Origin of the sequence: Sphingorhabdus sp. (genome assembly GCF_046596595.1) — a bacterium.
Classification (GTDB): Bacteria; Pseudomonadota; Alphaproteobacteria; order Sphingomonadales; family Sphingomonadaceae; genus Sphingorhabdus_B.
Genome location: NZ_JBKJMB010000074.1, coordinates 1 through 20,240 on the forward strand (window position 1 = coordinate 1; position 20,240 = coordinate 20,240).

Annotated in this window: 24 protein-coding genes; 11 read left to right on the plus strand and 13 right to left on the minus strand. The window is 56.3% G+C overall.

Annotation, left to right across the window (positions count from 1 at the left end; genetic code table 11):
* The 4 genes from ACLL9E_RS07595 to ACLL9E_RS07610 form a co-directional block, all read left to right on the plus strand.
* Window positions 1-2,091: isoleucine--tRNA ligase (locus ACLL9E_RS07595; RefSeq protein WP_411291137.1), on the plus strand; the 2,091-nt coding region annotated here is incomplete at its 5' end.
* 153 nt (window positions 2,092-2,244) lie between these two features.
* Entirely contained in the window at window positions 2,245-2,793 is a 549-nt protein-coding gene (gene lspA / locus ACLL9E_RS07600; protein WP_411291138.1) for a signal peptidase II, read from the plus strand.
* Window positions 2,790-3,041, plus strand: coding sequence for a DUF3035 domain-containing protein (locus ACLL9E_RS07605; protein ID WP_411291139.1), 252 nt, complete (start codon window positions 2,790-2,792; stop codon window positions 3,039-3,041). Before lspA ends, ACLL9E_RS07605 begins: the two co-directional genes overlap by 4 nt.
* 24 nt (window positions 3,042-3,065) lie before the next feature.
* On the plus strand, window positions 3,066-3,476 hold the full coding sequence (locus tag ACLL9E_RS07610; RefSeq protein WP_411291140.1) for a DUF3035 domain-containing protein: 411 nt from the start codon (window positions 3,066-3,068) through the stop codon (window positions 3,474-3,476).
* A gap of 21 nt (window positions 3,477-3,497) precedes the next feature.
* Here the strand turns inward: ACLL9E_RS07610 and dxs are convergent, their stop codons facing one another.
* From dxs to ACLL9E_RS07625, 3 genes are read right to left on the minus strand one after another with little or no spacing between them, the layout of a single operon-like run.
* Entirely contained in the window at window positions 3,498-5,429 is a 1,932-nt protein-coding gene (gene dxs / locus ACLL9E_RS07615; protein WP_411291141.1) for a 1-deoxy-D-xylulose-5-phosphate synthase, read from the minus strand.
* A 55-nt stretch (window positions 5,430-5,484) separates the two neighbouring features.
* Window positions 5,485-5,943, minus strand: coding sequence for a Fur family transcriptional regulator (locus tag ACLL9E_RS07620; protein WP_411291142.1), 459 nt, complete (start codon window positions 5,941-5,943; stop codon window positions 5,485-5,487).
* Window positions 5,944-5,985: 42 nt separating this feature from the next.
* Complete coding sequence (locus tag ACLL9E_RS07625) at window positions 5,986-6,351, minus strand: MerC domain-containing protein (protein WP_411291143.1); 366 nt, start codon at window positions 6,349-6,351, stop codon at window positions 5,986-5,988.
* A gap of 124 nt (window positions 6,352-6,475) precedes the next feature.
* Here ACLL9E_RS07625 and ACLL9E_RS07630 point away from each other — a divergent pair, with 124 nt between their 5' ends.
* From ACLL9E_RS07630 to ACLL9E_RS07645, 4 genes are all read left to right on the plus strand, one after another.
* The gene (locus ACLL9E_RS07630; protein ID WP_411291144.1) at window positions 6,476-7,534 is read left to right on the plus strand and encodes a COX15/CtaA family protein; all 1,059 of its coding nucleotides are present in this window, start codon (window positions 6,476-6,478) and stop codon (window positions 7,532-7,534) included.
* Window positions 7,535-7,676: 142 nt separating this feature from the next.
* Window positions 7,677-8,156, plus strand: coding sequence for a 50S ribosomal protein L13 (gene rplM / locus ACLL9E_RS07635; protein ID WP_411291145.1), 480 nt, complete (start codon window positions 7,677-7,679; stop codon window positions 8,154-8,156).
* The gene (gene rpsI, locus ACLL9E_RS07640) at window positions 8,156-8,647 is read left to right on the plus strand and encodes a 30S ribosomal protein S9 (protein WP_409647409.1); all 492 of its coding nucleotides are present in this window, start codon (window positions 8,156-8,158) and stop codon (window positions 8,645-8,647) included. The genes rplM and rpsI overlap by 1 nt, the downstream gene beginning before the upstream one ends.
* Window positions 8,648-8,759: 112 nt before the next feature.
* Entirely contained in the window at window positions 8,760-9,641 is an 882-nt protein-coding gene (locus ACLL9E_RS07645) for an alpha/beta hydrolase (RefSeq protein WP_411291146.1), read from the plus strand.
* 37 nt (window positions 9,642-9,678) lie between these two features.
* On the opposite strand, the gene ACLL9E_RS07650 is transcribed toward ACLL9E_RS07645, so the two are convergent.
* Complete coding sequence (locus ACLL9E_RS07650) at window positions 9,679-11,235, minus strand: hypothetical protein (RefSeq protein ID WP_411291147.1); 1,557 nt, start codon at window positions 11,233-11,235, stop codon at window positions 9,679-9,681.
* A gap of 97 nt (window positions 11,236-11,332) precedes the next feature.
* Here ACLL9E_RS07650 and ACLL9E_RS07655 point away from each other — a divergent pair, with 97 nt between their 5' ends.
* Window positions 11,333-12,358, plus strand: a complete 1,026-nt coding sequence (locus ACLL9E_RS07655; protein WP_411291148.1) for a phosphoribosylglycinamide synthetase — start codon at window positions 11,333-11,335, stop codon at window positions 12,356-12,358.
* A gap of 10 nt (window positions 12,359-12,368) precedes the next feature.
* On the opposite strand, the gene rpoN is transcribed toward ACLL9E_RS07655, so the two are convergent.
* From rpoN to ACLL9E_RS07680, 5 genes are all read right to left on the minus strand, one after another.
* Window positions 12,369-13,859: an RNA polymerase factor sigma-54 gene (rpoN, locus tag ACLL9E_RS07660; protein ID WP_411291149.1), complete on the minus strand. Its 1,491-nt coding sequence runs from the start codon at window positions 13,857-13,859 to the stop codon at window positions 12,369-12,371.
* A gap of 45 nt (window positions 13,860-13,904) precedes the next feature.
* A complete protein-coding gene (lptB, locus tag ACLL9E_RS07665) occupies window positions 13,905-14,675 on the minus strand; it encodes an LPS export ABC transporter ATP-binding protein (protein WP_411291150.1) in 771 nt (256 codons plus the stop codon).
* A gap of 175 nt (window positions 14,676-14,850) precedes the next feature.
* On the minus strand, window positions 14,851-15,378 hold the full coding sequence (locus ACLL9E_RS07670) for an LptA/OstA family protein (RefSeq protein WP_411291151.1): 528 nt from the start codon (window positions 15,376-15,378) through the stop codon (window positions 14,851-14,853).
* A 7-nt stretch (window positions 15,379-15,385) separates the two neighbouring features.
* On the minus strand, window positions 15,386-16,021 hold the full coding sequence (gene lptC / locus ACLL9E_RS07675; RefSeq protein ID WP_411291152.1) for an LPS export ABC transporter periplasmic protein LptC: 636 nt from the start codon (window positions 16,019-16,021) through the stop codon (window positions 15,386-15,388).
* A 25-nt stretch (window positions 16,022-16,046) separates the two neighbouring features.
* A complete protein-coding gene (locus tag ACLL9E_RS07680) occupies window positions 16,047-16,664 on the minus strand; it encodes a ribonuclease D (RefSeq protein ID WP_411291153.1) in 618 nt (205 codons plus the stop codon).
* A gap of 215 nt (window positions 16,665-16,879) precedes the next feature.
* Between ACLL9E_RS07680 and ACLL9E_RS07685 the strand changes: the two genes are divergently transcribed.
* Window positions 16,880-17,695, plus strand: a complete 816-nt coding sequence (locus ACLL9E_RS07685; RefSeq protein ID WP_411291154.1) for a cold-shock protein — start codon at window positions 16,880-16,882, stop codon at window positions 17,693-17,695.
* 67 nt (window positions 17,696-17,762) lie between these two features.
* Here ACLL9E_RS07685 and ACLL9E_RS07690 read toward each other — a convergent pair whose 3' ends face one another.
* Both ACLL9E_RS07690 and ACLL9E_RS07695 read right to left on the minus strand, forming a co-directional pair.
* Complete coding sequence (locus ACLL9E_RS07690) at window positions 17,763-18,227, minus strand: Dps family protein (RefSeq protein ID WP_411291155.1); 465 nt, start codon at window positions 18,225-18,227, stop codon at window positions 17,763-17,765.
* A 104-nt stretch (window positions 18,228-18,331) separates the two neighbouring features.
* Window positions 18,332-18,667, minus strand: coding sequence for a hypothetical protein (locus ACLL9E_RS07695; RefSeq protein WP_411291156.1), 336 nt, complete (start codon window positions 18,665-18,667; stop codon window positions 18,332-18,334).
* A gap of 320 nt (window positions 18,668-18,987) precedes the next feature.
* On the opposite strand from ACLL9E_RS07695, the gene rpmG reads away from it, so the two are divergent.
* Window positions 18,988-19,155 (plus strand): 50S ribosomal protein L33, encoded by a 168-nt coding sequence (rpmG, locus tag ACLL9E_RS07700; protein WP_411291157.1) that lies wholly within the window; start codon window positions 18,988-18,990, stop codon window positions 19,153-19,155.
* Window positions 19,156-19,184: 29 nt separating this feature from the next.
* Here rpmG and ACLL9E_RS07705 read toward each other — a convergent pair whose 3' ends face one another.
* Together ACLL9E_RS07705 and ACLL9E_RS07710 are read right to left on the minus strand one after the other, a co-directional pair.
* A complete protein-coding gene (locus tag ACLL9E_RS07705; RefSeq protein WP_411291158.1) occupies window positions 19,185-19,808 on the minus strand; it encodes a hypothetical protein in 624 nt (207 codons plus the stop codon).
* Window positions 19,809-19,831: 23 nt separating this feature from the next.
* The gene (locus tag ACLL9E_RS07710; RefSeq protein WP_411291159.1) at window positions 19,832-20,197 is read right to left on the minus strand and encodes a response regulator; all 366 of its coding nucleotides are present in this window, start codon (window positions 20,195-20,197) and stop codon (window positions 19,832-19,834) included.
* Window positions 20,198-20,240: the final 43 nt, after the last annotated feature.

Consider the following 20,240-nt stretch of genomic DNA (forward strand, 5'->3'; position numbering starts at 1 on the left):
CGCCACCCGATTTACAACTATCTTCGTCATTCCCGCGCAGGCGGGAATCCAACGCCTGTCGCTTCAGCAGAGCCGACAGGTCAGGTGATGGACCCCCGCCTGCGCGGGGGTGACGAATTGAGTGATGAAGCGTTTGAACACCGTATCGCCTTTTTTGAAAAGCTGCGTCCAATGCTTGCGGGTGATTTCGTCACCACCGACAGCGGCACCGGGCTTGTCCATATGTCGCCTGACCATGGCGAGGACGATTTTGACCTGTGCAAGGCCAATGGCATCGACCCGGTCTTTGCGGTCGAAGGCGACGGCAAATATCGTGCTGACTGGGGCTGGCTCGCCGGCGAGGGCAGCGTCATCAACTCCAAATTCAACGCGCCTGACGGGCCCATCTGCACGGCATTGCGCGAAGCTGGCGGGTTGCTCGCGGCTTCGGCGGATTACAAGCATAGCTACCCGCATAGCTGGCGGTCGAAGGCCAAGGTCATCTACCGCTGCACCCCGCAATGGTTCGTGTCGATGGATAAGGACAGAATGCCCCTCCCGCAGGCGGGAGGGGTTGGGGTGGGCCAAAACGGTGCAGTCGCAAGCTCGCCTGACGGCTCGCACCCACCCCTAACCCCTCCCGTCTACGGGAGGGGAACCTTAAGGGAGACCGCCATGCAGGCCATCGCCGACACGCGCTTCATCCCGGAAAAAGGTCGCAACCGGCTGTCGTCAATGGTCGAAGGCCGCCCCGATTGGGTGCTCAGCCGTCAGCGCGCATGGGGCGTGCCGATCACGTTGTTCGTCAAAAAGGGCACGAACCAGTATCTCAATGACGCGGGCGTCAATGCTCGGATCATTGCTGGCGTCCGCGAAAATGGCGTCGACGGGTGGAGTGACGAACGCGCGCAGGAATATCTGGGCAGCGACTATGCGCTCGCCGATTATGAGCGCGTCACAGACATTCTCGATGTCTGGTTCGATTCAGGCTGCACCCATGTGTTCACGCTGGAAAGCGGACGCTGGCCTGACCTGTCATGGCCTGCCGATCTGTACCTCGAAGGCAGCGACCAGCATCGCGGCTGGTTCCAGTCGAGCTTGCTGCAAAGTTGCGGCACACGCGGCCGTGCGCCTTACAATGCCGTACTGACGCATGGCTTTACGATGGACCAAAAGGGCATGAAAATGTCCAAGTCGCTCGGCAACACGATCAACCCGCTGGACCTAATGCGCGACAGTGGCGCGGATATCCTGCGGCTCTGGGCGCTGACGGTCGACTTCACCGAGGACCACCGGATCGGCAAGGAAATCCTTGCTGGCGTATCCGACCAGTATCGCAAATTGCGCAATACATTTCGATATATGCTCGGCGCGCTTGAAGGCTTCTCCGATGCCGAAAAGGTTGCCGTCGCCGACATGCCCGAGTTGGAGCTTTATATGCTCCATCTGCTCGCGGACATGGACGCGAAGTTGAAAGTTGCGGTCAATGATTTCGACTTCAACACGTACGTCCGCCTGCTGACTGATTTCGCCAATGAGGATCTGTCGGCCTTCTTCTTCGATATCCGCAAGGATTGCCTCTATTGCGATGCGCCGACCGATCCCAAGCGCATGGCCTATCGCACAACGCTGGACACGCTGTTCCACGCGCTCGTCCGTTACGCCGCGCCTGTTCTGGTGTTCACCAGCGAAGAGGTCTGGCAAACGCGTTTCGGCGCAGATGCCGACAGCGTCCATTTTTCCGAATGGCCGGAGGTCGATGCGGCTTGGTTTGATCTGGAATCGGTCGAACATTGGTTCCGGTTGCGCGAACTGCGCCGCCAGGTGACTGAAGCGATCGAGCCATTGCGCCGCGAGAAGATCGTGGGGTCAAGCCTCGAGGCCGACGTTCAGGTGCCTGATCTCGAAGCGGTCCTGCGCGACCGGCAGGTCGACGACAGCCTTTTGGCTGAACTGTGTATTACTGCGTCAACCACCGCTGTTGCGGGCGTGACCGCGCCAGTTGTGACGAAAACCACCAACCAGAAATGCGGCCGCTGCTGGCGGCATCTGCCAGAGGTGGTGGACGATGGCCTTTTGTGCGCCCGTTGTGAGGGCGTCGTCGGTGGTTGAGGCTCATCAAATCCTCCCCACATATGGGGAGGTGGCAACCCGCAGGGTTGACGGAGGGGGCTGGCGGCTTACACGAGGGGGAATGTGCGGATTTTTTCCCCCCTCCACCACGCTTCGCGTGGTCCCCCTCCCCGTAAACGGGGAGGAACTGACATGAACCCCAATCCCAAATTCCGTCTTCAGGGCCTCATGCTGGCAAGCTTCGTGTTTATCGCCGATCAACTGGTCAAATATGCGATGATCGGGCCGTTGCAGTTGCAAAACCGCGGCGTCATCCACATCATTTCCTTTTTCGACCTGCGCTATGCCGAAAATCGCGGCGTTTCGATGAGCTTTCTGACCGCGGACAGCGACGGCGAACGGTGGGCGCTGGTGGCATTGACCGCTGCTATTGCAGTGGGCGTTGCTGTCTGGATGTGGCGCGAGAAGCTGCGCGGCGACATCCTTGCATTGTCGCTTGTACTCGGTGGAGCGCTCGGCAACATCGTTGATCGCACACGTTACGGCTATGTCATTGACTATGCCGACCTGCATTTTGGTACCTTCAGGCCATTTTACATATTCAATCTGGCCGATGCCTGCATCAGCATTGGCGTGTTGATATTGCTTGTCCGTGCGTTTCTGATAAGCGACAAGGAAAGCAGTGATGGGGCTGATGTTCAGCAACCCGCAAGCAGCGCCGACATAGTGGAGAAGTCATGAAGCGGATCAATATATTTGCGGCGGCGTCACTTGCCCTGCTTGCGCTTTCGGGCTGCGGGACGACCAGCGTATATGACCGTGATCGTCCTGACGAATTTGCAGTGACCCGGTCAAAGCCCATTCAGGTGCCAACCGAATTTAACTTGCCCGTTCCAACACCCAATGCGCCCCGACCACAGGATGGCGATACCAAGCAGCAGGTTCTGGACGCGATGTTTGGTGGAACCGCGCCTGCACCTCGTCCTTAATCCGGCCAACAATTGGATAAGCATATGAATATGAAATTTGGCCTTCTGGCAGCGGTGACAAGCCTGACCTTGTTGTCGGGTTGTGCGTCCATGAACAATATGTTTGGCGGCAACGAAGCGCCTGCGTCTACTGCGGGCCGCGCGGCACCACTTGTCGTACCGCCCGACTTTGCGCTTGAGCCAACCCCCGCAGCGGCTATCCGTCCGGCTGATGCGGGCCAAGAGCAAGTGCTCGAGACGTTGTTTGGAGGCACAGCTGCCCGGTCAGCAGCCGAACGCGCCATCTCGACGACACCGGGCAGTGCTGAAGCCGGCATTCGTTCGTCGGTCGGTGATCCACAGACCAACACGGTCAACAAAGGCAGCATCACACGCGACATCATCGCCGCACCAGAAGGCGACGGGCAAACCGCTCAGGCGGTTATTCCAACCTGAATTGGTAAGAACGCCGCGCGTTTAAGCGCGGACGCTCGCTTCTTCTACGCCGGCGCTGTTATGGCGGAGCGCTTTAAGCACCGTCTCGACAATCTGCGGCGCATTGAGTCCAGCTTCGTCATATTGCTTTTGCGGCGAATCATGTTCCTGGAAAATATCAGGCAACCGCATCGTGCGGATTTTAAGGCCGGTGTCCATCAGGCCCAAGTCGCTTGCCAAAGTCAGCACATGCGCGCCTAGCCCGCCAACAGCGGCTTCTTCGACAGTGACAACCACTTCATGTGTGGCAATGAGATGTCGGATCATCTTTTCGTCGAGCGGCTTGGCAAAGCGCAAGTCGGCGACAGTGGTGCTTAGACCCTTTGCATCCAGCGTATCGGCTGCCTTCATAGCTTCAGCGAGCCGCGTGCCGATCGAGAGAATCGCAACTTTCTTGCCTTCGCGCATGATCCGGCCTTTGCCGATCTCAAGTGCAATCGGCACTTCGGGCATCGCGACGCCCGTTCCATTGCCGCGTGGATAGCGGAACGCGATTGGGCCGCTGTCGTGCAAGACGGCGGTATAGGTCATGTGGACCAACTCAGCCTCATCCGCAGGTGACATCACCACCATATTGGGCAGCGTTGCCAGATAAGTGATGTCGAACGATCCGGCATGCGTGCTGCCGTCGAAACCGACGAGGCCAGCGCGGTCAATCGCGAAACGCACCGGCAAATTCTGGATCGCGACATCATGAACGACCTGATCATATGCGCGCTGCAGGAAGGTCGAGTAAATCGCGCAGAACGGACGCATCCCTTGCGCGGCGAGGCCAGCGGCAAAAGTTACGGCATGCTGTTCGGCAATGCCGACATCGAACGAGCGTTCGGGATGCGCGGCTGAGAATTTGTCAACGCCCGTCCCGCCGGGCATCGCGGCGGTTATTGCGCAGATTTTTGGGTCAGTTTCCGCAAGCTTGGCGAGTGTTTCGCCGAAAACGTTTTGATATGCGGGCGGGCCGCCACCGGGGCCCTTGTCCTGCTTGCCGGTGATGACGTCGAATTTAACGACGCCGTGATATTTGTCATCGGCTGCTTCGGCAGGCGCATAGCCCTTGCCCTTTTGCGTGACGACGTGAATCAGTACGGGTCCTTCCGCATTGTCGCGGACATTTTCGAGCACGGGGATAAGCTGGTCGAGATTATGGCCATCGATTGGGCCGACATAATAAAAGCCCAGTTCCTCAAACAAGGTACCGCCCATGGCCATGCCCCGGGCAAATTCTTCGGCCTTGGAGGCAGCGGTGTAGATACGCCGCGAGATCTTTTTGGCGACCTTGCTCGCAAGGCTACGCAGCCCGAGATATTCGCTTGAGGACACAAGCCGCGACAAATATGCCGACAGGCCGCCGACAGGCGGGGCGATCGACATATCATTGTCGTTCAGGATGACCACCAAGCGGTTGCCGGCGGCTTGGGCATTATTCATCGCCTCATAGGCCATGCCAGCCGACATCGAACCATCACCGATGACTGCGATCGCCTTGCCGGGCTTTCCCGATATCTTGTTGGCGACAGCAAAGCCCAAAGCAGCGGAAATTGACGTCGAGCTATGTGCGGCGCCGAAAGGGTCATATTCGCTCTCGCTGCGCTTGGTGAAGCCGGAGAGCCCCCCGCCAGTGCGCAGCGTGCGAATGCGGTCGCGCCGTCCGGTCAGGATTTTGTGCGGATAGCATTGGTGGCCGACGTCCCAGATCAAACGATCGTCGGGTGTGTTAAACACATAATGGATGGCGGTCGTCAGCTCGACAACACCAAGGCCAGCGCCGAGGTGACCGCCGGTTACTGAAACCGCCGAGATTGTTTCGGCACGAAGTTCATCGGCAAGCTGGCGAAGCTGGGACGCGGCGAGGTTCCGAAGGTCCGAGGGCACGTTAACCGTGTCAAGCAGCGGCGTGTCAGGGGAATGGTTCATGATGTACGCTTTAGCGCCGATTTATCCGGCTGTCGAACGGGTAATTGCTTATGGTTCATCCGCAATCGGCACATATTCCACGCACTTCGATGACGGGACGAACCTCTGCAAATCCAGCAAGTTCAGCCGCCGCACGGACATGCATGGTCAGCGTATCATCATCAATATGGGTCGCGGTTCCGCAACTGTCGCAAATCAGGAAAATGCAATCGTGCAGGCATCCGGGGTGCGAATTGGCGATATAGGCGTTGGCGCTTTCAACGCGCCGGGCAAGGTTGGTCGCCACAAAAAGGTCCAAGATACGATAGACGCTGTTCGGTGCGACGCGCTTGCCGCGCCGCTGCGACACTTGGTCCGCAATGTCGTATGCCGAGGCTGGCTTTTCAAACGTCGCAAGCACCGCAAATATGTCCGAACGCATGTCCGTCCATTGTTCGCCAGCGGCAATCAGTGCCGACTCCGCAGCATGCGCTAGTGATGCGCCTTCATGTTCGTGGTGGTGATGTGCTGCCATAGCCTTGTTGTAGGCTGGGGCAGCCAGCGGGTCAATTGGCGGTCAGATCCGCGCCCGATGATTAAGCAAATGACCAAAACCCAGAAAGATGACGCCTAACACGGTAAGGGCAATTTCCGTGCCGCCATGCGGAAGCGTCAGCGCGCCCGCCATCATGCCAATGCCAATTGCGCCGACGGTTGCAGGGACGAACAATCCATGAACCCGAAAACCTTGCCCCAACGCCAGTCCACCAAGCAGGATGGCGAGCAGCAGGCCGATCTCATGAAAGATTGGATCAAGCAAAAAGCCACCGGCTGATGCGAGAACGGCCAACAATATGGTCGTTGCGAGGCAATGAACAAGGCACAATCCGGCGATGCTTAGACCAAGCCCGTCCCACCGCCATTTTCGCCAAACGCGTTCCATATGTGAGTCCGTACACCGATTCGTTGCACGTTACAACATTACATCGTTAAATTGCAGTTGGGGTGTCGGTTTTTGCAACCGTCGTTGCTTGCGATTGCATGCAATCCATCGCATATCGCACAGCATGGATATTACGCTCAATGCCCTCCCAGTATCTGAAACACGGGTTTCACGACCAGCGGCGTTGATTTTCTGGCTTATGGGCGTCGCCTGCCTTGTGTTTGCGATGGTCGTGGTGGGCGGGATTACCCGGCTCACCGAATCGGGATTGTCGATTACCGAATGGAAACCGATTGCAGGCACACTCCCCCCGCTCAATGAGGCAAGCTGGCTATCCGAGTTTGAGAAATACAAGCAGATACCCGAATATACGCAGATTAACGGTCCGGCGGGAATGACCCTTGCCGAGTTTAAATTCATTTATTTCTGGGAATGGGTCCACCGCTTGCTTGGACGAGTCATTGGCTTGGCTTTTGCGTTGCCGCTGGCGTGGTTTTGGGTAAAGCAGGCTATTCCTGCCGGATATAAGCCACGCTTGCTGGCGCTGTTGGCGTTGGGCGCGCTTCAGGGCACAATTGGCTGGTGGATGGTGTCATCGGGGCTTTCTGCACGTACGGATGTCAGCCACTACCGGCTTGCGGTCCATTTGCTGACGGCATTGTGCATATTGGGCGGACTCGTTTGGACAGCGCTTGATCTGAAAGAGTTGAAAACTAACCCTGATGCGCGGCCTGCGACGATCAGCACATTTACCGCAATAATATTGGCGATTTTGTTCATCCAGATACTGTTCGGGGCGTGGGTCGCCGGGTTGAACGCCGGCTATGTCTCCAACACCTGGCCGTTGATGAATGACCGCGTTTTTCCCGACGGCGTTGATACCGCAAATGGCGCATTTTATGCTTTGGTAAACGACCCTTATCTCACGCATTTTGTGCACCGATGGTGGGCGTGGGTTGCCGTGTTCGCTCTCGTCGTTCTGTCACGCCGCGTGAAAAAGGCAGGGGTACGTGCCGCGTCCACTGCGATTCACAGCGCTTTTGGTGTCCAGATATTATTGGGTATCGCAACGGTGATGACGGGCGTGAATATCGTTCTTGCGGTATCGCACCAGGCGGTGGGTGCCTTAGTGGTCGCCTCAACGGTTTGGGGTGCGCATGTCTTGGGGCGTAAGCCCGCGTAAATTACGGCGGTATTATTATACCCGCCGTAAAACACGCAGTTTTGCTTGACTATTGGGTGGTTCATCGTCATTGGCACCGCTTCACGTGCGGCGTCAGCCATGATTCTGCATATCAGCAAAATTTCGAAAGGTGTGATTAGCGATGAAAACGCTATCCAGAGTTACGAAATCGATCCGTCCGCAAGACGTCGAGAAATCGTGGATCCTCATTGACGCAGAAGGCTTAGTTGTTGGCCGCGTGGCCAGCCTTATTGCCAACATCCTGCGCGGCAAGACCAAGCCAAGCTACACCCCGCACGTTGATTGCGGCGACCATGTGGTTGTGATCAATGCCGACAAGGTGAAGTTCACCGGCAAGAAATTGACCGACAAGGTCTATTATCGCCACACGGGTTACATCGGCGGCATCAAGGCGATCACTGCCGGCAAGATACTTGAAGGCAAGTTCCCTGAGCGCGTCCTTGAAAAGGCCGTAGAGCGCATGGTGCCGCGTGGTCCTTTGGGCCGCGCACAAATGCGTGCATTGCACCTTTATAACGGCACCGAGCATCCTCATGCCGGTCAACAGCCAACGACGCTCGACGTCGCTTCCATGAACCGCAAGAACAAGGTGGGTGCATAATGTCCGAAACTGCAACTTCGCTCGCTGATCTCGAAACCTTGGGCGCTGACGTTCAGGCGCCGGCCCAGATCGCTGCTGTCATCCGTGAACAGGAAATCGATGCGCAAGGCCGCGCTTACGCAACTGGCCGTCGTAAGGACGCCGTTGCCCGCGTTTGGCTGAAGCCAGGCACTGGCAAGATTGTCGTCAATGGCCGCGACCAGGAAGTCTATTTCGCACGTCCATCGCTTCGTCTCGTTATCAACCAGCCATTCGGTGTTACCGAGCGGACTGGCCAATATGACGTGATCGCCACGGTCAAGGGCGGCGGTCTTTCGGGTCAAGCCGGCGCTGTCAAGCATGGCATCGCGCAAGCGCTGTCGAAATATGAGCCACTGCTCCGTAGCGCCGTGAAGTCGGAAGGCTTCCTCACACGCGATAGCCGCGTGGTCGAGCGTAAGAAATACGGCAAGGCCAAGGCGCGTAAGAGCTTCCAGTTCTCGAAGCGTTAATATCATTGAGGACCGCAAGGGATTTCCTTTGCGGCCTGCCAAGAAAAGGGCGGCTCCGATGGGGCCGCCTTTTTTCATTGTAGACCATCGCGTTCATCGGCACATATGCGGCATGATCAAATATATCCTGTTCGCGCTTCTTCTCGCTGTCGTTGGTTCCGGCTTATGGTTCTGGAGCAAGACAGACCCACAAAAGCTTGATTTTGCCGACCGCATGGCGCCGGGTGCAGCAGAGTTTACCCAAATGCCGGTAACGGGCATCGCATACGGGACCGACGCACGCCAAAAGCTCGATATCTATACGCCAGAAGGTAACGCCAGCTCTGCCCGGCCCGTTGTGATATTCTTCCACGGCGGTGCATGGCGTGATGGTGAGCGTGATGGATATGGCTTTCTGGGGCGTGCCTTCGCATCGCGGGGGTTTGTGACAGTCGTCGCTGATTATCGCAAAGCGCCCCGCGTTCGTTTTCCTGCGTTTGTGCAAGACACGGCCACCGCGATCGCATGGGTGCATAACAATATTGCCAAACATAATGGAGACAGCAACCGCATTTTCCTGATGGGGCACAGCGCCGGTGCACATATCGCAATGATGGCGGCGCTTGATCCCCAATGGCTGGCCGCAGACAATCTCAAACCCGACATTATAAGGGGCGTCATTGGTCTTGCAGGACCCTATGATTTTCTGCCGCTGACGACGGAGTCCTCCAAAATCGCACTGGGGCAGTGGCCCGATCTCACCGAAACCCAACCCATCACCTATGCGCGAGCCGATGCCCCGCCGCTTTTGCTGCTAACCGGTGACAAGGACACCGTGGTCAAACCCCGAAACAGCAAAGCGCTTGCCGACAAAATCGACGCGCTTGGCGGCGAACAGAAGACGAAAATCTATCCTGGCGTCGACCATGCAGACATCATCATGGCCATTGCGCGCCCATTTCGCAAAAAAGCACCGGTCATCACCGATGTGGTCGATTTTATAAACGCGCATTAACGCGTGTCGGGGGAATGAACGGTGGCGTGCGCAGCTATTAGGCCAACGTCAGCACCACAAGACGGACCTTCGCTGCTATTCTGTCGATATCGGCGGTGAAACGCTCAACGAGTCGTTCCGGATCAAGCCCGATCATTTCAAATATTTGCGGGGCCGATAAAGACAGCCGCAATGTTGGCGCCCATGCGCCATTTTCATTTTTGAGGCATTTGACTGGTTGGCCCAAATGGCAGATTTCTGCAGCAGTGAGCTTGTCACGCGGCTCTGCAAAGGCGTCTGACATGTCGGTATAAAGGCCGCGATACACTTCCCGCGCCTGCTCTATGTCAAGCGGCAAACCCGTTGTTGGAACGCATTCGGTCAGTTCGACGACATATAACATTTTTCGGTCAAGCGGGTGCGCCGCGCGTGCATCACCGATGTGGTCGCCTGCCGCAGGATCGTCCGCGGCACCCTCAATAAGACGAAATGGCATCGATGGCGATAACTTACGCAAGGCTGTGCCAAATGCGAGTATGACGGCATCGACCCTGTCCATCGGCATGGCAAGCAGCCGTTCCAGTTCAAACAACCCTGCCTCCAACCGAAGCAGCAGCCCGAAATTGGCGCGGTCTGGAAGGACCTCGTCCGTGTCGGTCCAGCCCGTTGGCATATCGCCACGGGCAAAGAAATGGCCAAGACCAGCAGGTGCAGCTGTTTCGCTTTTCATCCGTTGCGAAAGTGAAGGTGGAACAAGTGCCCACGCGCTGAAGGGAGGTCCTCCAATGAATTTTGAGCCAGTAAGAAATACGCTTGCGCCGCGTTCAAGATAGGCGGCGACAGTGTCGGGCGAGATCCGACCCTGACACGCGTCGACAACCAAATCTACGGCGTCGCGATGCGCAGCCAGCAACGCATCCACGGCGGCTAGACTTGGGGTGACGATCCCGGTTTTTGAACGGTGGATAATATGGACAAGTGGCCGCCCGCCGCGCGAAATAACCTTCCCCGCCGCTTCGAGCAGCAATGCGGCATATGCATCGTCACTGCGCACAGGGCCATCCTCCGTGCGTGTTTTGAGCGTCTCGACAGATATCCGATCTGCTTCAAACCCCAGTAAATGGGCGCCTTTCTCAACTTCGATGCCCAAAGCCGTGCGGTTGGCAAAATATTGGCCGGCTTGCGAAAACAGGCATCCGCTGCCGACTTCATCCACTTCCACCACGATATTGGTGACATGTTGTCCGCTTTGCAGGGCGAGCGCGAGCGCCAGATATTCAAGGTCAGTGCCCGATGCGCCAAAGGCTACATCGACATCATTCTCTAGCCCATAAACACGCCGAATGCGGCTGCGCGCATTACGCAGGAAGCGCGTATAGGCGGCCTCTTCGCCTTCGCCCCCGGCGACCGCCAGCCGAAGCTGGTGGTGCACGGCATGGGCATGTGCATAGGCTGGCGCCGAAACCGAGCTTGCGGTCGATGACGAGTAGCTGATCGCGCGGACAGGTTCAGGGGCGCAGCCATAGCTGTTCAGGCCGCTTTGTTCATCAAGTGTGATTCGGTCGTCGCCTCCGGCACTCATCAATGTTGCCGTGGGCAAATCCAGTGTCGACATTGACTTGCTCTCCTGATGAAACCATCGCCCTAGTACTGCCATAATGCGGTACTATCGCCCTGCGCATACACAAAACATGCAAGAGGCCAAAGCCCCGATGCCAGTCGAAATAATTTCTCCAGCCACGAAGCTGACGATACCAGCGCGATATCGCGACTCCATTAAACTTCTTTTCATTGCCAAACATGCCTTGGGCGATGGCTCACGGGATACCGTCGACGGCGACCATGCGGTTTATCACCGCGAGGTGCGTGACACCCTTGAAAAAATGGGGCTGAATGTTGAGGCTGCTAACAACCCCGAAGTGCTGTTTACAAAACCCGATGTCGACTTTGTATTTTCGCTGTTGAACCGCGGGGGCTATCTCAACAGCGAACTGCTGATACCGACCTTGTGTACGCGCCTTGGCATTGCCTATCTCGGCGCAACGCCGATTTTGCGCGGATTGTCTGACGACAAGCATCTGATGAAAATGGCCGCACGCGCACGCGGCGTTCCGACGGCGGACTCAGCGATATTCCGGCGCGGCGCACCAATTGAGCCGATCACCGAATGGTCAGCTAACCGCTATGTTGTCAAACCGAATGCTTCCTCTGCAAGCTGGGGCGTGTCGGCAGAAGATGACTGGACGGGCGTCAAGCACGCCATCGAGGCGTTGCATGACGAGGGCCATGATGCCTTGGTTGAACCATTTTTGTCCGGCATTGATGTCGAGCTTCCGGTGATCGGCGCGCGCAAGGCGCAGTTCCTGCCGCTGATGCGGTTCGATCATAATACCGAAGTTTTGCGGACCTACGCCGAAAAGCGTGGATTTGAGGCGAGCGAAGCGCAGCTGGTGCCCGAAACAGACCCTGCGCTAATCCTTAAAGTACAGGATCTCACGCGCCGTTTGCTGCCCGAACTTTGGCCATTTGATTATGGACGATTTGAATTCCGCATGAATCAGGCGACAGGGGAAATCAATTTCCTCGAGGTCAATCTGCAGTGCAACATTTGGTCACAGCGCGTGATTGGCAAGGCGGCGGTCCTTGCTGGCCTCAGCTACCCTGAGTTGCTCGAAACCATTCTTGCCGGCGCAATGGCGCGACAGGGTGTTATTGATCTTGATGATCAGAACTGGTGAATTAGGGGGGTCACCGCCCCATCTTTTTCTGACGCCGCCGCTGTACGGACGAACCAATGCCCATGGCTTCGCGATATTTGGCGACAGTGCGCCGCGCGATGTCGAAGCCTTTGGCTGTCAATAGATCGACAAGCGTGTCGTCTGAGAGAATCTTGACGCCTTCGGCCTCGATCAGCGATTTGATGTGGCTTTTGACCGCCTCGGCTGAGGCACCTTCGCCGTCGGCGGACTGAACGCCCGATGAAAAGAAATATTTGAGGTCGAAAAGCCCGCGTCCGCAGTGCAGATATTTGTTGCTCGTCACGCGGCTCACGGTGGACTCATGCATCTCGATTGCGTCGGCGACCTGCCGCAGCGTCAATGGCCGCAAATGTGCAACGCCGCGCCGAAAGAAACCGTCCTGCTGTTTCACAATCTCTGTCGCGACCTTGACGATGGTACGCTGCCGTTGGTCCATCGCCTTAATCAGCCAGTTCGCGTCCGCCATGCAATCATTCAGCCACGCCTTGGTCGCCTTATCCTGTCCAAGTTCGGCGACATAGCTGCGGTTGATCAACAGACGCGGCAGATTTGCACTGTTCAATTCGATCGCCCATCCCGGCCCGCGCGGGGTCACATAAATATCGGGCGTCACCGCCCTGCTGTCCTCGCTTTCAAATCGACAGCCGGGTTTCGGATCGTAGCTGCGCAGTTCGATCAGCATATCGCGCAAATCTTCGTCATCGACTCGGCACATGCGCTTCAGCTGATCAAACGCACCTTTAGCAACGAGATCGAGATTATCAATCAGCTTGGCCATGCAAGGGTCGTAACGGTCCGCTTCCTTTGCCTGAAGCGCAAGGCACTCGGATAAATTACGTGCGCCAACGCCTGTGGGATCAAACCGCTGCAACGCGGTCAGCGCTATTTCCATTTCGTCCAGCGGCGTACCCAGCCGGTGTGCCACAGCTAACAAATCTTCGCCCAGATAGCCGGTAGGTTCGATCTGCTCGATGATCTGTTGCACCAGAAAAAGCTGGCGTCCGCGAAGGCTTGAGCCAGCCTGCGCCATCAAATGTTCGCGCAGGTTTAAGTCGCGCGCGGCAAAGCTGTCGAAGTCCGGCCCGTCGCCATCAAACCCGCCTGATAAGGCGCTGCCCGTGAGCCCGAGCATTCCGTCGGCACCATTGACACTGTCGGAGGGCGCATCATGGTGAAAGGTCTCAGCGTTGAAATCTACGTCAAGCGTGTCGGATGCCGCGTGACTGTCATTGCCCAGAACTTCGTCGCTCGCGCGCTCGTTACTGTCCCCATTTGCCGCCTGCTGAAAATCTTCGACCGGCGCTTCGGCAACTGGATCGCCTCCGCCAGCGTCAAGCACAGGGTTGCGCTCAATCTCTTCGGCGATGAAGGCTTCGATTTCTAACGAGGACAAGGCCAACAGTTTAATCGCCTGCTGCAGCTGCGGCGTCATCACCAGCGACTGGCTTTGGCGAAGGTCGAGGCGCGGGGTTAATGCCATGGCTTCAACGGTGAGTCGATGTCCCCGGATCTCTTCGCAACCAGGTCACATTGCAAAACTCTCGCCCAAGTAGAGACGGCGGACATTAGGGTCAGCGACCAATGCCTCGGGCGATCCAGCAAAAAGGACCTGACCACCGTAAATAATGCAGGCGCGGTCAACGATATCAAGCGTTTCACGGACATTATGGTCGGTGATGAGTACGCCAATACCGCGCGTTTTCAGTTCCTTTACCAGATCGCGGATGTCGGAAATAGAAATTGGGTCAATGCCCGCAAACGGTTCGTCGAGCAGCATGATCGACGGATTTGCCGCCAGCGCCCGGGCAATTTCGCAACGCCGCCGCTCACCACCTGATAAGGCCATCGCTGGCGCGCTACGCAAACGGGTGAGACCAAATTCATCGAGCAGCTTTTCCAGACGCTCACCGCGTGAACCGGCATCAGGCTCGGACATTTCCAGAACCGCGCTGATATTTTGTTCAACGGTCATGCCACGGAAAATCGAGGTTTCCTGCGGCAAATAGCCAAGCCCCAAAATCGCGCGACGATACATCGGCAAATTGGTGATATCCGCGCCATCAAGCGTAATCCGGCCGCTATCGGGCTTAACCAGACCCATGATCGAATAAAAACATGTGGTCTTGCCCGCGCCATTCGGTCCAAGCAGGCCAACGACTTCACCCTTTGCCACCGATAGCGAAACGTCCGTCAGCACGGCGCGCTTGTCATAGCTTTTGGCAATGGAGACAACACCCAGTCCCGACCGCAAACCAGCATCCGTGGTCGCATCCACAACAGGGGAGGTGGCAGTCATGCTTTCCATAATCTAGATTCGCCCGCAAACATGCTTTTGTTTTCAAACCAACAGCTACTGACTAGTGACATACTTTGCAATTGGCATGATTTATGCTGCAACAATTTATACGAGTGCGTACAAAAGTCTTGAGCGCTAATGCGCAGATGTCAGGTCATCGTAGCGCTTCGTTCGCTTAATTTTTGCGTTGCGGGACGGTGAAGGTGCCGGTGACGCGGCCGCCAGTGTTACTGGTGCCCGGCGCGCCGCCGCCATTTATGGTTGATCGGCCCGAGTTGAGGTCAATGACCAGCCGCCCGCCCGACAGACGGTTGCTGCCCTGAACCAGCTTCACATTGCCAATCAACGTGATCAAGCTGGAGTCGAGATCATAGATCGCCGAGCTGCTGGTTGCGCGCAGATCGTCCTTGGTGATCGTGACGCCGCCCGTGGCATCCAGACGGTTCACATCGACACTACCAGCGCTTGTATAGGCGGCCGTGACGCGGTTTGCTTTCAGTGTAAGCCCTTCTTGCATCACCGTTACGCCGCCCGACAGCACGACCCGGTCGGCGCGGTCCTGCAATTCCAACGAAGCGGCAGCGAAAGTGACAGGGGCGTTGGTGTTTTGGTTTCGAATGCTCTGTGCTGTCGAAACCGATGATAGCATGGTCAAGCTGGCCAACGCGGCGCACAGGCCGAATGAAATGGAGCGGATAGTCATTGCGGGCTCACTTAATCGCATTCTGTTCGATACGCAAACGAACGCCGCCGTCGAGGCGAACGATTCGGGTATCGAGATCAGCGCGCATCCGCCCCGCACGGAACGTGCCTACTTTTGTCCGTCCGCTCACAGGTCCAAAACTCTCCATCGATCGGTCTTTCAACGACAGCACGACATTGCTTGCCACCATGTCATACCCCGCCGAGTCGACAGAAAGCGGACCGTTTACGCGCATCGTTTCCTTATTCAGGTCGTAAACGCCGCGTTGCGCAACAATTGAGGCCGGACCATCGTTCAAGGTAATCCGCCCCGACAAGGACGTCATATCCAGCACCGGCTCTGCCGAAGTTTTCTGGACCGCGCTGCCCGCGCGTAAGGAAAAAGGGCGACCTTTGCTATCGTCACCGCGATACAGGGCTTCCACAACCCGAAGCCGCTCGCGTGACAGGTTCACCTCGTCTTTGTTCAGGACAAAGCTCAATTCCTGTTTGCCGGTAAACGGGCTGAATGCAAGCAACGCAACCAGCAACCCGATGACCACGGGTAAGATAATGCGTAACGACCGGATCAGGCGATCATGTCGCCCGCCGGGTAGCGCCCAACGCTGTCTGTGTGTACGTTCAAGATCGGCTTGTGCTGACATGATAGATGCCTAACCAGATTGAACCTTAACTGTGCCCGAATATATCGGTTTCAGGCCAACCAGCAAGGTCAAGGTCTGCGCGATGCGGCAGAAAGTCAAAGCAGGCCTGAGCAAGCGCCGTGCGGCCCTCGCGTTCAAGGCGAATAACGAATTCGGCATGCAGGCGGTGCAAATAACGCACGTCGCTTGCGGCATAATCCTTTTGCGCTTCGGACAGCACGGGGCCGCCCCAGTCGCTTGATTGCTGTTGCTTGGAAATGTCGGTTCCGAGCATCTCCTTGACCAACTCTTTCAAGCCGTGGCGGTCGGTATAAGTGCGCGTCAAACGCGAGGCAATTTTCGTGCAAAACAACGGCGTTGCTACCACGTTCAAATAATGGGAAATCGCCGCCAGGTCGAACCGCGCATAATGAAACAGTTTAATCCGCGCCGGGTCAGCAAGCACCGCGCGCAGATTAGGTGCGCTGTAATCGCTGTCGCGGCCAAAACGGATCAGATGTTCATCGCCATGGCCATCGGAAATTTGCAAAAGGCAAAGCCGGTCGCGCGGGGTGATCAATCCCATGGTTTCGGTGTCGACGGCGACAGGGCCAGCGGCCAGCACGCCAGCTGGCAGGTCTTCTTCGTGCAGATATACGCTCATATATGCCCCTTGCCCGACAGCGCTGCCCAAGGCAAATGAAAGTACGGACAATAGCCGCCGAATTGGCGCTACAATATTTGCTATCGCCTGCCCTTTTATTACGATATAGCTAATGCTTGCGTAGTCACCGACGGTTACGCTTGTGACGTGCAGTACAGTCGCCCTCGACTGCATAACATAGTGGTTCAGGGCGATGAGAAGGCAAGTAAGAAGTTATGGGTTTTGATCGCAAGCGTGCTGGCAAGGGCCGGGACAAAAGAGACGGTTTCGGTGATGAAAGCTACGACGGTTATCGCGCACCGTCCCCCTATCAAAGTGATTTTGGCGGTGGCCGCTCAGGCGGTGGTGGATATGGCGGCGGCAATAGCGGCAGCAGCAGTGGCGGCGGTGGCGGTGGCTTTGGTGCCCCGCGTCGTGGCCCCGGCGGCCCCCCAATGCCAGCCCAAGTCATTGGCTCCGGCAAGGGAATAGTCAAATTTTTCAATGGCCAAAAGGGTTTTGGTTTCATTCAGGTAGACGGACGTCCCGACGACGTCTTCGTGCATATCAGCGCCGTCGAACAAGCTGGATTGGCTGGTTTGGCCGAAGGTCAGCCGCTTGAGTTCCAACTTGTGGAGCGGGGCGGCAAGGTGTCGGCAACCGATCTCGTAATTGATGGCGAACCAATGGCAGTGACAGAGCGCGCACCGCGTCCTGACCGTCCTGACCGTCCGGCTTTCGATCGTGACCGCGCACCACGCGGTGATGATCGCGGTGGCTTTCGTGGCGGTGACCGTGATTCGGCACCACGCGGCCCACAGCGCGAATCGACTGGCGAACGCGCAAACGGTACCGTGAAATTCTTCAACGACATGAAGGGCTTTGGTTTCGTCCAGCGCGATGACGGCGGCGAAGATGTGTTCGTACATATCTCTGCGCTTGAACGGTCGGGCATGGGCCAAGTAACCCAAGGTGACCGCCTCGCTTTCGACATCGAAATTGATCGTCGCGGCAAATATTCGGCGACGAACCTCAGCACGCTGTCCGAATAAGCGCGCAATTGAGATTTAAAAAGGCGGGTGAGGCAATAGCTTCACCCGCCTTTTTCATGTCTGTCAACTATGCCTTGCCGATCGTCGCGGCAAGGAACCAGGCGCGTTGTTCAGCCTGGTCGGTCCAATCATCAAGCAGCCCGTCGGTTGCATTGTCGCCTGCTTTTTCGGCAAGGTCCTTCGCGTCTTTCAAAGCCTGAATCAGCGTTTCATTATCGCCATGCAATTCCTTCAGCATCTTTGCGGCATCGGTAGACGTCGAATCCTGATCCTTGATCCGCTGTTTCGCGGCGATTGAGCCGATTGAGGTCAGGGTATCCTGTCCCAATTTGCGCACGCGTTCCGCCACAAGGTCGGTGGTGGCAATCAACTCGGTGGCCTGTTCGTCAAATAACAAGTGATATTCCCGAAAGTGCGGGCCAGTTACATGCCAGTGAAAATTCTTCGTCTTTAGATATAGCGCGTAATAATCGGCCAAAAGTCCGTTTAACGCGTCCGCCAACGCCTTTTTGCTATTGTCACCAGTCGCCATAGCCGTTCTCCTTTTTTTGGGGGGGGAGCAAAGCATATGGGAATGCGGCGGTCGTTTTTAAACCGCCCAACGCGAAAGTTGACCGTCTGTGCGCGCCAAATGAATTATCGCGGAAGGCGGACGGCAACCGACGCAAGCAGCGCCTGGGTGACCGATGGACTTAGCTGCGTGCAGCCAATTGCATCATCCAATATGCCGGTGAAGCTGCTGACAACCGAATCGGCACCGCCATATTCGATCACGCGCTGCATCGATGCTTCGAACATGCTTGCAATCTCGGCTACAGCAATAAATTGATGGGCGTTGGCAGTTTGGCGGATCGCCTCAAGCCGGACAAGGAATTGAAGCGGGCTGCTTTCAAAGTTGGTAAGCCGCAATGCCTCCAACAAGTCGCTGAGCTCCGCGCGAATCAGCATCTGACGATCGTGATCAATGTCCATGGCAATGCCCCCATGCCCCTGCAATGTTACAATCTTGCGCGAACATGGTTAATAAATGGTGAAATGCAGGTGCGGACCTGCGAATCGGCTGGGCTGCGCCTCGGGTAATGCGTCGTGAAGGGAATGCTGCCGTAAACACGAAGATGCATTCCGACCGAAGTCTTTGGGGCCGGTGCGCGAAATTCCGGCATTTGACCGCCGTCTTCCAGCTTAAGACTTGACTTTATCCGCGCGAATCCGCATTGGCCCGCGTCTGTGAACCGCGCGGTGGTTTTGTCTGCGCAGTTTTTTGCAAAATTTTTGAACAAAAGGAATGGGCCATGGCGAAGCCAGCCACGATCAAGATCAAGCTCGTCAGCACCGCTGACACTGGCTTCTTTTACGTGACCAAGAAAAATCCGCGCAACATCACCGAAAAAATGACGTTCCGCAAATATGACCCTGTCGTGCGCAAGCATGTTGAGTTCAAGGAAGCCAAAATCAAGTAAGCGACCGCGCTGCTTGAAGGGTTAATCGATCAGGGCGCTTCGGGCGCCCTTTTTGATTGAGTTGGTAAGTTCGTGTTTGGCGGAAGCGCACAACCATATGCCTCATTATAACTCTTTCCCCAGCAACTAATTAAGCGATCCAGAACATCTAGGTTCATAGGCCAATCAATTTTTGCCGGGTTGCCGTTAATGTCTATCATGCTTTTTGCACTTTCTAGCTCAGGCAGCAAGGATAGCTGGTTTCGTGAAGCCATTAGTGCAGCCTTGTCGCCTTTTAAAAATGCGATGCTTCCATCCACATAGTGGTTCCAACCCCAACCAGCGTCTTCGCTCTCAGATTTGCGGGCTTTTTCGAACAGAGCAATAGCTGCAGCGTTTTGACCAATAGACGCTCTCATTTGACCTTCATGCCAATGCACAGTGGTTGAGGTGCTTTTGTTCGCTTTGATCCAGGCCGCAATCAGGTCGGCGGCCTCACGTTTGCACCCTGCGTTAGCAAGTTTTCGCCACCCACCTACCATATCTTGATCGAATTCATTTTGGCTAAGTGAGATCATCATCGTCCGATCGTAACTACAATCGGGGTTTTCGGCTGCGGACAACAGCGATAATATCATTACTGCAGGCATAAAAATCCCAAGCACCACGTTCACTCCATTGTTCTAACTAGTTCACTCTAATCAATAATCCTCCGAACCGCTTCCAAAAACTTCATCACGGAAACGGGCTTGGACAGATAGCCCTTCGCGCCTGCGGCCATGATTCGTTCTTCGTCGCCTTTGCCAGCATAAGCGGTGACTGCCAGAACGGGGATGGGGGACAGCTTTGCGTCCTTTTGCATCGCTTCGATCAGGTCGATGCCGCTGAAATGGGGCAATTGAATGTCCATGATGACGAGGTCCGGGGTGAAAGCATGCGCCTTTTCCAGCGCCAGCCGCCCGTCGCGGACACCCTCCACATTGAACGCGTGCGCGCGCAGAAGATCAGTGAACAGTTTGAGGTTGAGTTCATTATCCTCAACAATCATGACCTTTTTACCCATACCGACCTTTTCCCGCTTTGCGTTCGTCAGAAGCTTGGCTTAA